The organism is Pseudomonas sp. R4-39-08, from assembly GCF_003852275.1.
Classification (GTDB): domain Bacteria; phylum Pseudomonadota; class Gammaproteobacteria; order Pseudomonadales; family Pseudomonadaceae; genus Aquipseudomonas.
This window is the reverse complement of the sequence record NZ_CP027733.1, coordinates 3403612-3419328: the sequence shown is the minus strand read 5'-3', so window position 1 is coordinate 3419328 and position 15717 is coordinate 3403612. Positions and strand designations below refer to the sequence as shown.

The 15717-nt window shown below is 62.7% G+C and carries 13 protein-coding genes and 1 pseudogene; 10 read left to right on the top strand and 4 right to left on the bottom strand.

The genetic code is table 11. From position 1 onward, the window contains the following. Positions 1-15 precede the first annotated feature (15 nt). The 4 genes from C4J88_RS15785 to C4J88_RS15770 all read left to right on the top strand — a co-directional run bounded on the left by C4J88_RS15785 (position 16) and on the right by C4J88_RS15770 (position 4421). Complete coding sequence (locus C4J88_RS15785) at positions 16-1221, top strand: multidrug effflux MFS transporter (RefSeq protein WP_124407505.1); 1206 nt, start codon at positions 16-18, stop codon at positions 1219-1221. 76 nt (positions 1222-1297) lie between these two features. Continuing rightward, positions 1298-2164: a pirin family protein gene (locus C4J88_RS15780; RefSeq protein ID WP_124407504.1), complete on the top strand. Its 867-nt coding sequence runs from the start codon at positions 1298-1300 to the stop codon at positions 2162-2164. Between the two features lie 280 nt (positions 2165-2444). After that, positions 2445-3890, top strand: coding sequence for a mechanosensitive ion channel family protein (locus C4J88_RS15775; RefSeq protein WP_124371006.1), 1446 nt, complete (start codon positions 2445-2447; stop codon positions 3888-3890). Between the two features lie 93 nt (positions 3891-3983). Further along, positions 3984-4421, top strand: coding sequence for a carboxymuconolactone decarboxylase family protein (locus C4J88_RS15770; RefSeq protein WP_124363208.1), 438 nt, complete (start codon positions 3984-3986; stop codon positions 4419-4421). Positions 4422-4424: 3 nt separating this feature from the next. Here the strand turns inward: C4J88_RS15770 and C4J88_RS15765 are convergent, their stop codons facing one another. Together C4J88_RS15765 and C4J88_RS15760 are read right to left on the bottom strand one after the other, a co-directional pair. Continuing rightward, positions 4425-6587, bottom strand: a complete 2163-nt coding sequence (locus C4J88_RS15765) for a TonB-dependent siderophore receptor (RefSeq protein ID WP_124407503.1) — start codon at positions 6585-6587, stop codon at positions 4425-4427. A gap of 191 nt (positions 6588-6778) precedes the next feature. Then, positions 6779-7672, bottom strand: coding sequence for a LysR substrate-binding domain-containing protein (locus C4J88_RS15760; protein ID WP_124367340.1), 894 nt, complete (start codon positions 7670-7672; stop codon positions 6779-6781). 112 nt (positions 7673-7784) lie between these two features. On the opposite strand from C4J88_RS15760, the gene C4J88_RS15755 reads away from it, so the two are divergent. From C4J88_RS15755 to C4J88_RS15745, 3 genes are read left to right on the top strand one after another with little or no spacing between them, the layout of a single operon-like run. After that, on the top strand, positions 7785-8789 hold the full coding sequence (locus C4J88_RS15755) for an aldo/keto reductase (RefSeq protein ID WP_124407502.1): 1005 nt from the start codon (positions 7785-7787) through the stop codon (positions 8787-8789). A gap of 16 nt (positions 8790-8805) precedes the next feature. After that, the gene (locus C4J88_RS15750) at positions 8806-9603 is read left to right on the top strand and encodes an SDR family NAD(P)-dependent oxidoreductase (RefSeq protein ID WP_124367338.1); all 798 of its coding nucleotides are present in this window, start codon (positions 8806-8808) and stop codon (positions 9601-9603) included. A gap of 26 nt (positions 9604-9629) precedes the next feature. Then, on the top strand, positions 9630-10046 hold the full coding sequence (locus tag C4J88_RS15745) for an SRPBCC family protein (RefSeq protein ID WP_124371000.1): 417 nt from the start codon (positions 9630-9632) through the stop codon (positions 10044-10046). Positions 10047-10059: 13 nt separating this feature from the next. Here the strand turns inward: C4J88_RS15745 and C4J88_RS15740 are convergent. Then, a pseudogene (locus C4J88_RS15740) lies at positions 10060-10666 on the bottom strand (AAA family ATPase). Positions 10667-10732: 66 nt separating this feature from the next. Here C4J88_RS15740 and dapF point away from each other — a divergent pair. Both dapF and C4J88_RS15725 read left to right on the top strand, forming a co-directional pair. Then, complete coding sequence (gene dapF / locus C4J88_RS15735; RefSeq protein ID WP_124407501.1) at positions 10733-11548, top strand: diaminopimelate epimerase; 816 nt, start codon at positions 10733-10735, stop codon at positions 11546-11548. 154 nt (positions 11549-11702) lie between these two features. Beyond that, entirely contained in the window at positions 11703-12908 is a 1206-nt protein-coding gene (locus tag C4J88_RS15725; protein ID WP_124407500.1) for a YgcG family protein, read from the top strand. A gap of 190 nt (positions 12909-13098) precedes the next feature. Here the strand turns inward: C4J88_RS15725 and C4J88_RS15720 are convergent, their stop codons facing one another. Next, positions 13099-14514 carry a cytosine permease gene (locus C4J88_RS15720; protein ID WP_124363198.1) on the bottom strand — a complete coding sequence of 472 codons (1416 nt, stop codon included), beginning with the start codon at positions 14512-14514 and terminating at the stop codon, positions 13099-13101. A gap of 251 nt (positions 14515-14765) precedes the next feature. Here C4J88_RS15720 and C4J88_RS15715 point away from each other — a divergent pair, with 251 nt between their 5' ends. Further along, positions 14766-15677, top strand: coding sequence for a LysR substrate-binding domain-containing protein (locus tag C4J88_RS15715; protein WP_124367334.1), 912 nt, complete (start codon positions 14766-14768; stop codon positions 15675-15677). The last annotated feature ends 40 nt before the right edge of the window (positions 15678-15717 follow it).

Below are 15717 nucleotides of genomic sequence, written 5' to 3'. Positions count from 1 at the left end.
CCCCGGACATTCCCCATGGCAAACGCCCCGGCACCTTCGCGCCGCTTGTTGTTCTTACTGGTTGCGCTGACAGCGCTGGGTGAAGTCTCGACGCAATTGATCATCCCGGGCCTGGGCGCCATCGAGCAGGCATTGGCGGCGCCGCCAGGCTCGGCGTTGATGGCACTGTCGGCATTTGTGGCCGCGTTCGGCCTGGGGCAGTTGCTGTTCGGGCCGTTGTCGGACCGTATCGGCCGCCGTCCGGTATTGATCGGTGGCCTCACGCTGTACGTGCTGGCGACGCTGTCGATGCTGCTGGTGACCGACATTCAGCAATTTATCGCCGCCCGCGTGCTGCAGGGCCTGGGGGCATGCGCCGCGTTGGTGCTGGCGCGCACGGTGGTACGCGATGTGTGGAAAACCGAGGCGGGCCCGGCCCTGGCGCTGACCATGATCGGCATGCTCTATGCCATTGTCATGGCGCCGATGGCGGGCGGCTTGCTGATCAAACTGTTCGGTTGGCACGCGCCCATCGTGCTCGCTGTGGTCATCGGCAGCGTCGTGTTGCTGCTGGCGGTGGCGTTCTTTCGCGAGAGCAACCCTCACCTCGATCCCAAGGCCGCGCATTGGCGCACCCTCGGCGGGCAATACCTGGATTTGCTCAAGGGCCGCCAGTACCGTGCCTATGCCGTGGCCCTGGCCTGTACCTACGGCGCGATGTTTGCGGTGATTGCCGGTTCGTCGGCGGTATTCATCAACCTGCTGGGGTTGAGCAGCCTGGAGTACGGCATCAATTTTGGCCTGATCGTGTCGATGCTGATCGTCGGTTCCACCTATACCCGGCGCAACATTTTGCGCCTGGGACCGCAGCGGATTGTGACGATGGGCGTGACGCTGGTGGCGGCCGGTGGGGTGTTGGCTCTGGTGATTTATGTGCTGTTCGGGCTCTCGATGGTCGGCCTGGACCTACCCATCGCCCTGGCCACGCTCGGGGGCGGGCTGGTGCTGCCCGGTGCGGTCACGGGCGGGGTAATGCCCAACGCCCATCGCGCCGGGCTGGCCGCCGGGTTGATGGGGTTTGCGCAGATGTTCGGGGCCACCTGCAGCGGCGTGCTGTTGAGCCATTTACGTGATGGCAGCGCGACGCCGATGATCGTTATTCAAGCCGTTTTTGCCGTCGCGGCCTTCGTCGCGTTCCGCCTGTTGCGTAAGCGCACGCCCAAGGCATTGTCCTATACATAGAACGCTCAAAGCCGCGTTCGCCGGCTAGTGCTCAACGGTCGGGAGACTTATGGTGTATGCACTTTGGAGGTACACCATGAAAAAACTGATCGGTATCTACACCAGCCCCCGCGCCCATTGGGTCGGCGACGGCTTTCCGGTGCGCACCCTGTTTTCCTACGACACGATGGGCAAACACATCAGCCCCTTCCTGTTGCTGGACCACGCCGGCCCGGCCGATTTCACGCCTACCGAAACACGTCGCGGTGTCGGTCAGCACCCCCATCGCGGCTTTGAAACAGTGACCATCGTCTATGACGGCGAAGTCGAGCACCGCGACTCCACCGGTGCTGGCGGCAAAATCGGCCCGGGCGATGTGCAATGGATGACAGCCGCCAAAGGCATTCTCCATGAAGAATTTCATTCTGAAGCTTTCGCGCGCAAAGGCGGGCCGCTGGAGATGGTGCAGCTGTGGGTCAACCTGCCCGCCAAGGACAAAATGGCCGATGCCGGTTACCAGACCATTGTCGATGGCGACATTCCGGTGTTGGGGCTGCCGGGCGACGCGGGGCAACTGCGCTTGATCGCCGGTGAATTCGCCGGCACTCAAGGGCCTGCGCGTACCTTCACGCCGATTGACCTGTGGGACTTGCGCCTGAAGGCCGGTAAGGCCGTTACGCTGGACCTGAACGCCGGGCGTAACACCGCACTGGTAATCTTGAGCGGGACGGTGCGGGTCAATGGCGAAGAAGTCGCGCGCCAAGGGCAACTGGCACTGTTCGAGCGTGACGGTGACCGGCTCACCCTTGAGCCCAATGACGACGCCAAGGTGCTGTTGCTCAGCGGCGAGCCGATCGACGAACCCATCGTCGGCCACGGGCCGTTCGTGATGAACAGCGAGCAGGAAATCCACCAGGCTTTTGCCGACTTCCAGTCGGGAAAATTCGGGCGCATGCAGGCCTGAAAGCCCGTGGGAGGGGGCTTGCCCTAATGCCAGTCAGTTAAGAAGTAGCAGGAGCGAGAACTAACTTGTGGCTAGGGAGCTTGCTCCCGCTGGGGCGCGAAGCGGCCCCAAACAATGGGACTGCTGCGCAGTCCAGCGGGAGCAAGCTCCCTCGCCACAGGTTCGGTGTCGCCTTGACTGACTGGCATTAGGGCTCGCTCCCTCCCACATTTTTTCCTGCGCTATACCCGCCATCGCCATTTCATGCGATCTTCTCGGCATTCGCCCTGGAGTCGCCTGGATGCCCTCATTTATCGCTGATCACCCGATGTTGTGCGCCGTGGCGCTGATCCTTATCGACATTGCCGTGTGGCGCCTGATCTCGCCCACGCTCGCCAACTGGAAACTCGCGGCGCGGCTGGTGATCTTTGCGGTGTTCAGTGCGGTGTTGTTCAACGACGGCATGAACCCCATGCAAGCGGCGCCCTACGCCGATGACACCACCCTGCACCTGGCGGCCACCGCGTTGCAGATCGGCTGGTGGCTGTTCGCCGCGCGCACCCTCACGGTATTGCTCGGCGCGGTGATGATGCAGCGGGTCGGCCATACCGGGCGGTTGTTGCAGGACCTGATGGGCGCCGTGATTTTCCTGATCGCGATCATCGCCGCCATGGCTTACGTGCTTGATCTGCCGGTCAAAGGCGTGCTCGCCACCTCGGGCGCCGTGGCGATCATCGTCGGCCTGGCGCTGCAAAGCACCCTGAGCGACGTGTTTTCGGGGATCGTCCTCAACACCACCAAGCCTTACCAGATCGACGACTGGATCTCCATTGACGGCACCGAAGGCCGCGTCACCGACATCGATTGGCGTGCCACGCGGTTGCAGACGTCCCAGGGCAGCCTGGCGGTCATCCCCAATTCCCTGGCGGCCAAGGCCAAGATCATCAACTTCTCGCGCCCGGCGGACATGTTCGGCCTGGCAGTCAGCCTGCAAGTGAGCCCCCATGCGCGTCCGCAAACGGTGATCGAGGCCCTCGAGCGGGCGATGCAGGGCTGCCGGGCGCTGCTGGCCAAGCCGGCGCCCAGCGTGGCGTTCAAGGTGTCGAGCAGTGGCGGCGTGGAGTATGAAATCAGTGGCTTCGTGCCGGCCATGGGCCTCAAGCGCGAAGTGCGCAACCAGCTTTACGACCTGGCATTCCGGCACTTGCAGGCGGCGGGCGTGGGCCTGTTGTCTGCCACCGAAGGCAGCACGCCCGCCACGGTCTCCGGCGCGCGAGCCTTGCTTGAGCGTTCGTCGATCTTTTCCACGCTGCGCCAGGAGGAAAAAGACACCTTCAGCCAGAACATGACCCTGCACACCTACCGCGCCGGTGACATGATCCTGCCGGCGGGGGAGGTCAGCGACCATTTGTTCATCATTGAATCCGGCGTGGTTTCGGTGATGTTGCTCAAGGGTGGCCATAAGTTCGAAGCCGGGCGCATGGGACCGGGGGAGGTGATTGGCGAGTCCGGCATCCTGTCCGACCAGGCCACGCTGGCGGACTTCACCGCCAAGACTTATTGCACCCTGTACCGCATCGAAAACGAATACCTCAAGCCCTGCCTGGATGCACGGCATGACATCGGCGAAGCCATGAAGGCGCTGTTGGATTTCCGCGTGCATGCCGCCCAGGCGCTGACCGAGGACGCGCCGGTGGTGCCGGTGAAGAAGGGTTTCCTGCAGTGGTTGAAGAATCGTGGCCTGTAGATTGGTCACCTGTTCTTCGCCCGGATTGGCTATTTCTCCAGAACGCCCAGGTGACTAATCTGCTCACCAATCCCACCGTTCTGGAGTTCCACCATGCAAACCCGTACCGATTTCTACACCGCTTCCCCCGACGCCATGAAAGCCATGCTGGCCCTGGAGGCGGCGGTCGGCAAACTCTCCATCGAACTGCCGCTGCTGGAACTGGTGCGCCTGCGCGTCTCGCAGATCAACGGCTGCGCATTCTGCCTCGACATGCACACTGCCGATGCACGCAAGGGCGGCGAAACCGAGCGCCGCCTGTACACCCTGTCGGCCTGGCGTGAAACGCCGTTCTTTACCCCGCGTGAACGCGCCGCCCTGGCCTGGGCCGAAAGCCTGACCCTGCTCAGCCAGACCCACGCCCCGGACGCAGACTTCAACGCACTGGCCGCCGAATTCAGCCCGCAGGAACAGGTTGACCTGAGCGTGGCGATCGCCACCATCAACAGCTGGAATCGCCTGGCCGTTGGCTTTCGCAAGATGCCCAAGTAACCCTTAGAAATTCACCGAGGCACTCAGGCGCGCCGTCAGCGGCGCGCCCTGGAACAGGTAGTCATCGCCCATGTATTCGCCCGCGTCGCGCCAGTAGCGCTTGTCGAACAGGTTGTCGACGCTCAGGCGAAACACCGTTTCATAGCCATCGACCCGGGTGGTATAGCGGCTGCCGATATTGACCACCGCGTAATCCCCCACCTCCACATTGCCGGTGCGGTTGGCGTACTTTTTGGCGCTGTATTGCACACCACCAAGCACCGCCAGGCCATTGACCCAAGGCAGCGCATAGTCGGCATACACACTGGCGCGCAGTTTGGGCACGTTGATCGCCTGGTGCTCTTCGTATTCCGGCGTACCGCTGCCGTTCACCCGCGCCCGGATCGCCGCGACGCTGGTGGAAACCTGCAGGCGCTCGGTGGCCCAGCCGTTGGCCGACACTTCGATCCCGGTGTTTTTCTGCTCGCCTTGTTGCACGTAGGTGAACTCGCCGTCTTCGGGCTTCGCGTACTGATAGGCCTGGCGTGTCTGGAACACAGCGGCGGCGAAGCTGATGCGGCGCCAGTCGTATTTCACCCCGGCTTCGATCTGCCGTGAGGTGGTAGGCGCCAGGGTTTCATCGGCGTTATTCGCAAACCAGGGCGCGGTGCCGCCCAGGGACAGCCCTTTGCTATAGCTGGTGTACAGCGAGACGTTTTCAATCGGTTTGTAGATCAACGAAGCCTGCGGCAGGAACACATACTGTTGGGTGTGGCGGGCCTTATTGCCGGTGACGCCGTCGAAGGCTGTTTCGTCCAGGCGTACTTCGCGGCCGCCGAGGATGGTTTGCCATTGCTCGTTGAAGCGAATGCGGTCGGTGACGAACAGGCCGTATTGGCGGCTGTCGAGGGTGCGATGGCTGTCGTTCAATGGTTTGTCAGTCGGCGGGAAGCTCGGCGCATCTGCGTCGATATTGGCGGTGCCAATGAGCTCATTGACCGACTTGCGCTTGTCGATCACCCGGCGAAACGCGCTGGTGCCGAAGGTCAGCTCATGGCCTATGCCTGCGGTGTCGAACAGGCCGGTCATGGCGGCCTGGACTTCGTCGTCACGCCGCGTGTCGTCAGGGCTGCGGTAGTCGTAGACGTCGTAATTGCCTTCGGGGCTGAAGTAGTTCGGCACGCTTGCCGAGCTGCAGCTGGCCGAGCCGTAGCAGCCCCACGCAAATGAGCTGTAATCGTCAATCACCACCTTGCTGCGCGCCGCGCTGATGTTGCCTTTCCACTGATCGCTGAAACGATATTCGAATTTGCCGTTGAGGTTCAGTGAGTCGATGCCCACTTGTCTGGAACCGGTCTGGTGGCCGAGCAGTTTTTTCGGCGAGGCGTCGTGGGGTACCTCGGTACCGCCCAACAATTGATAACCCGGCACCGAGCGCTGCTGTTTGTTCTGGTATTCGGCATCCAGTTGCAGCACGGCATCCGGGCTGATATTCCAGTCGAAGGCCAGGGACACAAAATCGCGCTGGCCGTTGGCATGCTCCACGTACGAATTCAGATCCTCGTGGGCGACGTTGGCGCGCAGGCCGAACTGCTGCTCACTGCCGAACCAGCCGCCGACATCGGTGGCCACATAACCGCTGCCGCGATCATCGCTGGACACCGTCACCGAACGCACGTCCTCAGGGCGCTTGGTCACGTAGTTGATCACCCCGCTGGGCTCGGAAATCCCGCTTTGCAACCCGGCCAGGCCCTTGAGCACTTCCACCTGTTGCTTGTTTTCCAGGGCGACGTTCTGCTCGCCGGTGATGGTGCGCCCATTGATCTTGTAGCTGCTCGCCGCATTCAGCGAGAAGCCGCGCACCACGAAGTTTTCGTAGTAGCCGATGGGCGCGTAGCTGTCGCCCACCGACGCGTCGTTGCGCAGCACCTCACTGAGCAGGCGGGCCTGCTGGTCCTTGATCAGAGCGGCGTTGATCACGCTGATCGAGGCGGGCGTATCGAGCAGGGGCGCCTCATCGAAGCCACCGACCGCGGCGGTTTGCGTGCGATAGCCGGACTCATCCTGGCCCTGGATCTGCACCGCCGGCAGCTCAACCTGCGCCGCCAGGCTGTGACCGATGCCTCCACTGAACAACAGGCCAAGGGCGAAACGTGAAGTGACGACGGGACGAAAACGCAAAACCATGGGGCAAGGCCTTAAAGCGCTGGGCGGGGGGCGCATAAGCTAGGGGGAAGTGCGGGACTTTACAAGATGCCAGTATGGACTCGGTCAAACTGTGGGAGGGGGCTTGCTCCCGATTGCGGTATATCAGCCATAGATGAGCTGACTGACCCACCGCTATCGGGAGCAAGCCCCCTCCCACAGTTTGGATTGCGTCAGCCTTGGGGTTCGGTCAGCACTTTGCGAAACGTCTCCACCAACGGCCGCAGGTTGATGCGGTGCCAGGCCGCCCACAGCGGGGTGGTGTAGTTCAGCCAGGGCAGTTCGCGCAACACCACGCCTGGTGGTGCGTTGCGGCTCAGGCCTTTTTGGACCATGGCCACGCCCAGTCCGGAGGCCACCAGGCCCAGTGCGGTGAAGGGCTCGCTGGCTTCCATGGGGATCTGTGGGGTGAAACCGGCACGGATGCACGCGGCGACGAAGTCATCAGCCGGGCTGGCGCCGGGTTTGCGCTGTACGCCGATCCATTGTTGATCGGCCAGGTGTTCGGGCAGCAGCTCGTGTTGCTGCGTCAGCGGGTGATGTTCGGGCAAGGCCAGCAGCATGGGTTCATCGAGCACCTGGCGGGCAGTCAGGTCCGGGTCGTCGGCCGCTGGTGGTTCGCCCACCAGGGCAATGTCCAGGCTGCGCTGGCGCAGGCCTTCCAACTGTTCAAGGGAGGGCAGGTTATACAGCTTGATATGCACGTTAGGCCGGTCATCGCGCAGCACGCGCAAGGCAGTGGGCAATACCCCGGCGTGCATGGCGTTCTCGATATAGCCGATGCACAAACCGCCTTCTTCCCCCCGGCCCAGGCGCTTGCCCAGGGACTCCAGCCGGTTGGCGTGGGTCAGCAGCGCCTTGGTTTCGGCGAGGAAGGTCTGGCCGTCGCGGGTCAGGCGGATGCGTTGCTGGCTGCGTTCGAACAGGGTCAGGCCCAGGCGTTCTTCAAGCTGGGCGATCTGCCGGCTCAACGGTGACTGGGAGATGTGCAGGCGCTCGGCGGCGCGTCCGACGTGTTGTTCTTCGGCGACCACTTCGAAGTAGCGCAGTTGGCGTAGATCAATCATGTAAGACCTATCGGGACTCAAGTTGGTCGTAGTATGTCTTGGACGGTCCGATCCAGGCAATCTAGGATCTGCTCAACGGTCATCGCGACCCTGAACCGATTGAGGAACCACCATGAGCTTGAAAGACAAACTGCCCGGCGTCCTGGGCTTTGGCACCGCACCGTTGGGCAATATGTTCCGCGCGATTCCTGAAGAAGAAGCCCAGGCCACCGTCGAGGCCGCCTGGAATCACGGCGTGCGTTATTTCGATACCGCGCCGTTCTACGGTTCGGGGTTATCGGAAATCCGCTTGGGCCAGGCCTTGTCCCATTACAACCGCGACGACTATGTGCTCAGCACCAAGGTCGGCCGGGTGATTCTCGACGAGGTCGAAGACAGCGCCCGTGACCTGGGCGAGAAAAGCGGTGTGTTCGAGCACGGCCGTCCGAACAAAATGCTCAATGACTACAGCGCCGACGCCACCTTGCGCTCGATCGAAGACAGCCTTGAGCGCCTGCGCACCGACCGCCTGGACATCGTGTGGATTCACGACATTGCCCAGGATTTCTACGGCGACCAGTGGCTGGAGTACTTCAACCAGGCGCGTACCGGCGCGTTCAAGGTGCTGACGCGCTTGCGCGAAGAAGGCGTAATCAAGGCCTGGGGCCTGGGTGTGAACCGCGTCGAACCGTGCGAGTTGACGCTGGACCTGGCCGAAGCCCAACCCGACGGCTTTCTGCTGGCCGGTCGCTACACCCTGCTCGACCACGAGCGAGCCTTGCAGCGCCTGATGGACGCGGCCCTCGCACAGCACGTTGAGATCGTGGTCGGTGGCCCCTACAGCTCCGGCATCCTTGCCGGCGGCGCGCACTTTGAATACCAGCAGGCCAGCCCGGCGATCATCGCCAAAGTCGAGCAGATCAAGGCGATTGCCCAAGCGTTTGGCGTCAGCGTCAAGGCCGCTGCGCTACAGTTTTCCCTGGCTCACCCGGCCGTGGCCGCGGTGATTCCCGGTGCCAGTCGTCCGGGGCGTATTGCCGAAGACGTGGCGGCGTTGTCAGAGCAGATTCCAGCAGCCTTCTGGCAGGCGTTGCGCGATGCGCAGTTGATCTCGCTTCGCGCGCCTCTGCCGCTTTAACTTCAGGAGTTCAACCATGAAAATCGATGTGAGCGGCAAAGTAGCCATCGTCAGCGGCAGCACGGCCGGGATCGGCCTGGGCATCAGTCAGGCCCTGGCGCAATCCGGTGCCACTGTGGTGGTGATCGGGCGTGACAGCGGCAAAGTCGACGCTGCACTGGCGAGCATCCGTCAGGCGGTGCCAGGCGCCGATCTGCGCGGGTGCGTGGCCGACCTGGGCACGGTCGAAGGCGCCGAGACACTGTTCGCCGCCGAACCCCGCGCCGATATCCTGGTCAACAACCTGGGCATCTTCAATGATGTGGATTTCTTCGAGGCACCGGACAGTGAATGGACGCGCTTCTATGAAGTCAACGTGATCTCCGGCGTGCGCCTGGCGCGGCATTACGTACCCGGCATGGTCGAGCAGGGCTGGGGGCGGGTGATCTTTGTGTCGTCTGAATCCGGCGTGGCGACCCCGGCAGACATGATCAATTATGGCGTGACCAAAAGCGCCAATCTGGCAGTGTCCCATGGTTTGGCCAAGCGCCTGGCAGGTACCGGTGTGACGGTCAACGCGATCCTGCCGGGGCCGACGTTCACCGATGGCCTTGAGCACATGCTCAAGGACGCCACGCAACAATCCGGGCGCACCGCGCGGGACGAGGCCGATGTGTTCGTGCGCAACGCGCGGCCGACTTCGATCATCCAGCGCGCGGCGAATGTGGATGAAGTGGCCAACCTGGTGGCGTACATTGCTTCACCGCTGTCGTCTGCCACGACCGGCGCCGCGTTGCGGGTCGACGGTGGTGTTGTCGACAGCATGGCAATCTGATTTTTTAACGGTCTGGAGTATTTATCGTGGCAACAGCGTCTTCTGTGATTGAAATCCCTGCGTCGGCTGACCAGGTCTGGAAACTCATCGGTGGCTTCAACAGCCTGCCTGACTGGCTGCCCTTCATCGCCAAGAGCGAGCCGAGCGACGGTGGCCGCGTGCGTCACCTGCATACTGCCGATGGCGGCCAGATTGTCGAGCGGTTGCAGACCTTCGACAACGTGGCGCGCACCTACAGCTACACCATTGAGCAGTCGCCGTTTCCGGTGAGCGCTTACTTGGCGACCGTGCAGGTCGAAGCGCTGACCGAATCGTCTGCCAAAGTAACCTGGTCCGGCGTGTTCACGCCGGCCGAGGGCACCACGGATGCAGCGGCGGAGACGTTGTTTGCCGGCGTGTACAACGATGGCCTGGAGGCGTTGCGCGCCAACTTCCCCGGCTGACGCCAACCCTCTGTCAGGGCTCGTTCCCACGCTCCCGCGTGGGAATGCCTCCTGGGACGCTCCGCGTCCCCTTGCGCAGGTGACGCAGAGCGTCACGGGCTGCATGCCCACGCGGAGCGTGGGGACGATCAAGCAGTGCGCGGGCCGACGCGATGGCCTGTGCGGGTGTGAGCCGCGCCGTATCGAGCAGGACCGGCGGCTCATCCCAGGCTTCGTATTCATGTGCCAGCACCGACTGCCAAGTCGGCGGCAGCAACCCTGGAATATCGCTTTCACGGCTCGACTCTACGCCGATGCTCCTGCTGATCAGAACAAATCACCTGAATATCGACCAGCTCAACGCCCGCCGCCCGCGCTACGCCTCGCCAAGCCTCGCGGCTCTCCCTCACCGGGTTCACACAGTCAGCGATCACTCGTTGCCCCAGCCGCACATTACTCAGTGCCAACGCATTCGCCACGCCATAACCGCTGGCACCCACATCGCCCGCCAACCCGCCAGCCTCCCGCAACGATTGCTCGATCACGTCGATGCGCAGGTAAACCGCACCCATCTGCCGGGCCAGCTCCCGGGCAATCGTGGTCTTGCCGGTGCCGGGCAGGCCGCTGAATACGATAAGCATGGTCCATCTCCTCGCTGCTACGGGGGTGTTAGAGTGGGGCTGTTTCGTTCGACTACAGGACCGTTCATGACCTTGCCCTTCGTGAAAATGCACGCCCACGGCGACGACTTCATCATCATCGACCGCCGTGGCCAGGATAACCCTATCACGGCGCAGATCGCCCGACGCCTGGGCGACCGGCACACCGGCATCGGTTTCAATCAACTCGCGGTCATGCTCGACTGTGACGACGCCGCCGCCCGCATTCAGTTCTGGAACTGCGACGGCACGCCACTGCAAACCTGTGGCAGCGCCACACGAGGCGTGGCCGACCGCTTGATGCATGAGGCCGGCACCCATGCCGTGGTGCTGCGTACCGACCGTGGGTTACTCACCTGCGTGCGCGTGGACGGGCAGCGGGTGTCGGTGGACATGGGCGAACCTTCGTTGGCGTGGGAGGCGGTGCCGCTGGCGCGGGCGATGGACACCCGCGTGCTGCCCATCGACGGTGAGCCGGCCGCCTGCGGCATGGGCAATCCGCACTGTACGTTCTTCGTGGAAGACATCGCTGCGGTGGATGTCGAAGCGGTGGGCCCGGTTCTGGAATATCACCCGCTGTTCCCGGCCAGGACCAATGTGCATTTCGTGCAGGTGCTCGAGCGTAACCGTATCCGCCTGCGGATCTGGGAACGCGGCGGCGGCGTGCCGCTGGGTTCCGGGTCCTGTTGCTGCGCGGCCGTGGTCAATGGCGTTCGACGCGGGCTGCTGGATGACAAAGTGGAGGTCGAATGCGACGGCGGAACCCTGACGGTGCAGTGGGACGGGCAGGGCGGGGTGGTGTTGACGGGCAGCGTCGAGCCGATCATGCAGGGTGCGGCGTACCTGCCTGGAACGTCACGCTGAACGTGGTGCCGCGCGTCGCGCAGGAGTTCACCGCCACATCGCCGCCATGCACCCTGGCCAGTTCGCACGTTAGAGAGTCGCTGGCCCTGGGTCGCGTTTGCGCGTAGATAAGGTAAAGTCGGCGCCTTCAGGAAGAAACTTCAGGTAACAATACATGATGCTGATGCTGCGGCAATCCGTCTTGAGTTTGCTGGCCCTGGTGTTTGCCAGTCTGTGGAGCACCGCCCAGGCCGACACGTTGCCCATCGGCGTTGCGCTGGATAAGCGGGTCATAGACCTGACAAACACCCTCGACGCGGGCAGCGTCTTGCGCCTCAAGCAGCAACTGGCTGACCTTGAGCAGCGCAAAGGCGCGCAGCTCGCGGTATTGCTGGTGCCCAGCACCGGCGACACCGGCATCGAAGACTACGCCAACCAACTGTTCCGCGCCTGGAAGCTGGGGCGCAAGGACGTCGACGACGGCATCCTGCTGGTGGTGGCCAAGGAGGACCGCACCGTGCGCATTGAAGTGGGCTATGGCCTGGAAGGTACGGTCACCGACCTGCTGGCCCATCGCATCATCGAAGAGCGCATCACCCCGGCATTTCGCCAGGGCGACTTTGCCGGCGGCGTTCAACAGGGTGTGGACGCCCTGACCGTGCTGGTGGACGGCGGCGACCTGCCCAAAGTGGCCGGGCCTGGGATCAATCCACAAATCATCGCGGTACTGGCGGCGTTTGTCCTGGGCGGCCTCATTGGGGCGCTGCTCGCCGCCGGCAAGGTGCATTGGCGCAAGGCCTTGATCGTCGCCGTGGCGGCCACGTTATTGCTGGCGCTGCTGGGCGGTGGTCGGGAATGGCCAATGTTTCTGTTTGTAATACCGCTGACCCTGTTGATTGGCGGCGCCACCTTCGGCGCGTTGTGGCAGCTACGGCCGCTGTTTTACGGCGTGGTCGGGTTACTCGTCTACAGCGTCGCGCTGGGGGTGGCGGATCGGTATGTGGACGTCAGTTTTATCCATTGGCTGGCGTGGCCGCTGGCTGTGTTGGCGGTGCTGGGGTTGTATCTGCTGCTGTTGATGATCATGAGGCACACCTGGAGGACCAGCCGCACAGGCTTTGTCGTGCGGCTGCTGGCGGCGGTCGCGGTCTATGGGGTGGCCGGGTGGATGTTGGATGACGGTCGCGACGGTTGGCTGCTGGCGTTTCCTATCGCTTCGTTCGTGGCGCTGATTATTTTCGGCAAGATCGGCGAGGGTTCGGGATCGGGGTCTGGCGGTGGGTCGGGTTCGAGTTCCAGCGGTTCAAGTTCCAGTTCCAATAGCAGCTCGTCCGGTGGCGGTGGTTCCAGTGGCGGCGGTGGGGCGTCGGGGAGTTGGTAGCGCGCCGCTGAGGTGGCTGCCAGGTCTGCCTGATGTATGAAGGTCCAATGTGGGAGGGGGCTTGCTCCCGATAGCAGAGGATCAGGCACTGATGTGCTGAATGATCCACCGCTATCGGGAGCAAGCCCCCTCCCACAGTTTTGATCGAGTTCGCCATACAAACCTTCCAAGGCGCAACCGAGCGTTTGTATCAGACCCCAGCCGCCAACTTGCCCCCCTCCATCCGGCGCTTATACGCACTGTCCCGACTCGCCAACCAGAAGTACAACGGCGACGTCACCACCAACCCCACCACCCAGGACAGATCCGCCCCGTTGATGTGTTCGGAAATCGGCCCGACGTACAGCGGCGTATTCATGAACGGAATCTGCACCGCGATGCCCACCGCATACGCCAGCAGCGCTTGTGGGTTGTACTTGCCATAGATCCCGCCATCCACGCGAAAGATCGAGGCGATGTCATATTGGCCTTTGTGGATCGCGTAGAAGTCGATCAGGTTGATCGCCGTCCACGGCACCAGGACCACCAGCAGCACCAGCACCATGTCGACGAAGTGGCCGATGAAGTCCTTGGAGGCGAATACCGCCGCAATCGCGCAGGCGGCCAGCACCACCACCGAGATCACCGCGCGGCTTTTCGCCGTAGGGATCCAGCGGTAGGCGAAGGTCTGCACCAGGGTGATGATCGACAACACCGCGCCGTACAGGTTCAGGGCGTTGTGGCTGATCACGCTGAGCAGGAACAGCACCAGCATCAGCGGGCCAATGGCGCCGGTGGCGAGTTTGACGGCGTCCATGGTGTCCATGCCCACGGGGGTGGCGAGCACGGCGACGGCGCCGAAGATGAAGGCCAGGCTCGAACCCAGCGCGGAGCCCAGGTAGGTGGTCCAGAAGGTGGACGCGACGGGTACATCGGCGGGCAGGTAGCGGGAATAATCCGAAACATACGGCGCAAAGGCGATCTGCCACAGCGCGGCCAGGGAAACGGTGGCCAGCCAACCGGAAATGTTGAAGCTGCCGCGGGTCAGGAAATCCGTGGTCTGCACATGGGTGAAAATGTAGCCGAAGCCCAGCACGATGCCGGCGCCAAGTACCCAGGTGCCGATGCGGTTGAGCACATGGATGAAGCGATAGCCGATGATGCCGATGATGCCCGAACCGATGGCGCCGATCACGATGCCGACGGGCACCGGCACCGCATCGACCACGCCATGCAGGGATTTGCCGGCCAGCACGATGTTGGAAGCGAAGAAGCCGATGTACATCACGCCGGCAATCACCACCACCAGCAACGCGCCGAGGGAGCCGAACTGGGCACGGCTCTGGATCATTTGCGGAATGCCCATTTGCGGGCCCTGGGCCGAGTGCAGTGCCATCAACACACCGCCGACCAGATGGCCGACCAGGATGGCGACGATGCCCCATACCAGGTTGAGGTGGAACAACTGCACCCCCAATGCGCCGGTGACGATCGGCAGCGGCGCGATGTTGCCGCCGAACCACAGGGTGAACAGGTCTCTTACCTTTCCATGGCGATCTTCCGGGGGCACGTATCCAATCGTGTGTTTTTCGATAAGCGGGGCGGAGGATGTTGCAGTGGTAACCATGACGAGCTCCAAGGCAAGGTGAGTACGTGGACGTACTTCGCTGTGCGCAGCAACGGCGGCGCTTTGTTGTTGGAGTGATCATCTGCAATGGGCACGGGGAGGTAAATTAGTAAGTTTGTTGCTATAGACCTTAAAAAAAGTATCTCGCGGCGGTTTTTGCTCCGGTATGTTGCATGGGCTTGAATCGACGAAAAAAAGCCGGTTTTTCTTGCACGTTTTTGGGGCGAAAACCCCCGTTTTCGGAGGCCCCGATGGCTGCCTACAACCTGCGCCAACTCAGATATTTCGTCACCACCGCCGAATGCGGCAGCGTCGCCGAGGCGTCGCGCAAGCTGTATATCGCCCAGCCGTCGGTGTCCACCGCCATCAAGCAGCTGGAAGACAGTTTTGGTGTGCAGTTGTTTATCCGCCATCACGCCCAGGGTGTGTCGCTGACCCCCAGCGGCGCGCGGTTCTATCGCAAGGCGCTGGAGCTGCTGCGGGTGGCCCATGAGTTCGAACAGAACGCCTTGGCCGACAATGATGTGGTGGCCGGGCAGATCGATATCGGCTGCTTTGAGACCGTGGCGCCGTTGTACCTGCCGCGCCTGATCGCCGGCTTCAAGACCCGCTGGCCGGGGGTGGAAATCCGCCTGCGTGACGGTGAGCAGCAGGAGTTGGTGCAGGCGCTGACGGCGGGCACCATCGATGTGGCGATGCTGTTCGAGCACGACCTGGGCGGCGCCATCGAGACCACGCCGTTGATGCCGCCGCAGCAGCCATACGCGTTGCTGCCGGCCGATCACCGTTTTGCACGGCAGGCCAAGGTGTCGTTGGTCGACCTGGTGCTGGAGCCGATGATTCTGCTGGATGTGCTGCCGAGCCGGACTTACTTCGTGAGCATCTTTGATGAGCGTGGGTTGACGCCGAATATCGTGTTCAGCTCGCCGTCGATCGAGATGGTACGGGGCATGGTGGGGCGCGGGTTCGGGTTTTCGATCCTGGTGACAAAGCCGTTCAGCGAGTACACCTATGATGGGCAGAAGGTGGTGTGTATTCCGCTGGTAGAAACCGTCACTGGCTCGGGGTTGTCGGCGGTGTGGCTCAAGCGCGCCCCGCTGACCAAGCCGGTGCAGTTGTTCGTCGATTACTGCCGCGAAGAGCTGGCGCGATTGCTCGGGTAAACACAGAGCCCAATGTGGGAGGGGGCTTGCTCCCGATAGC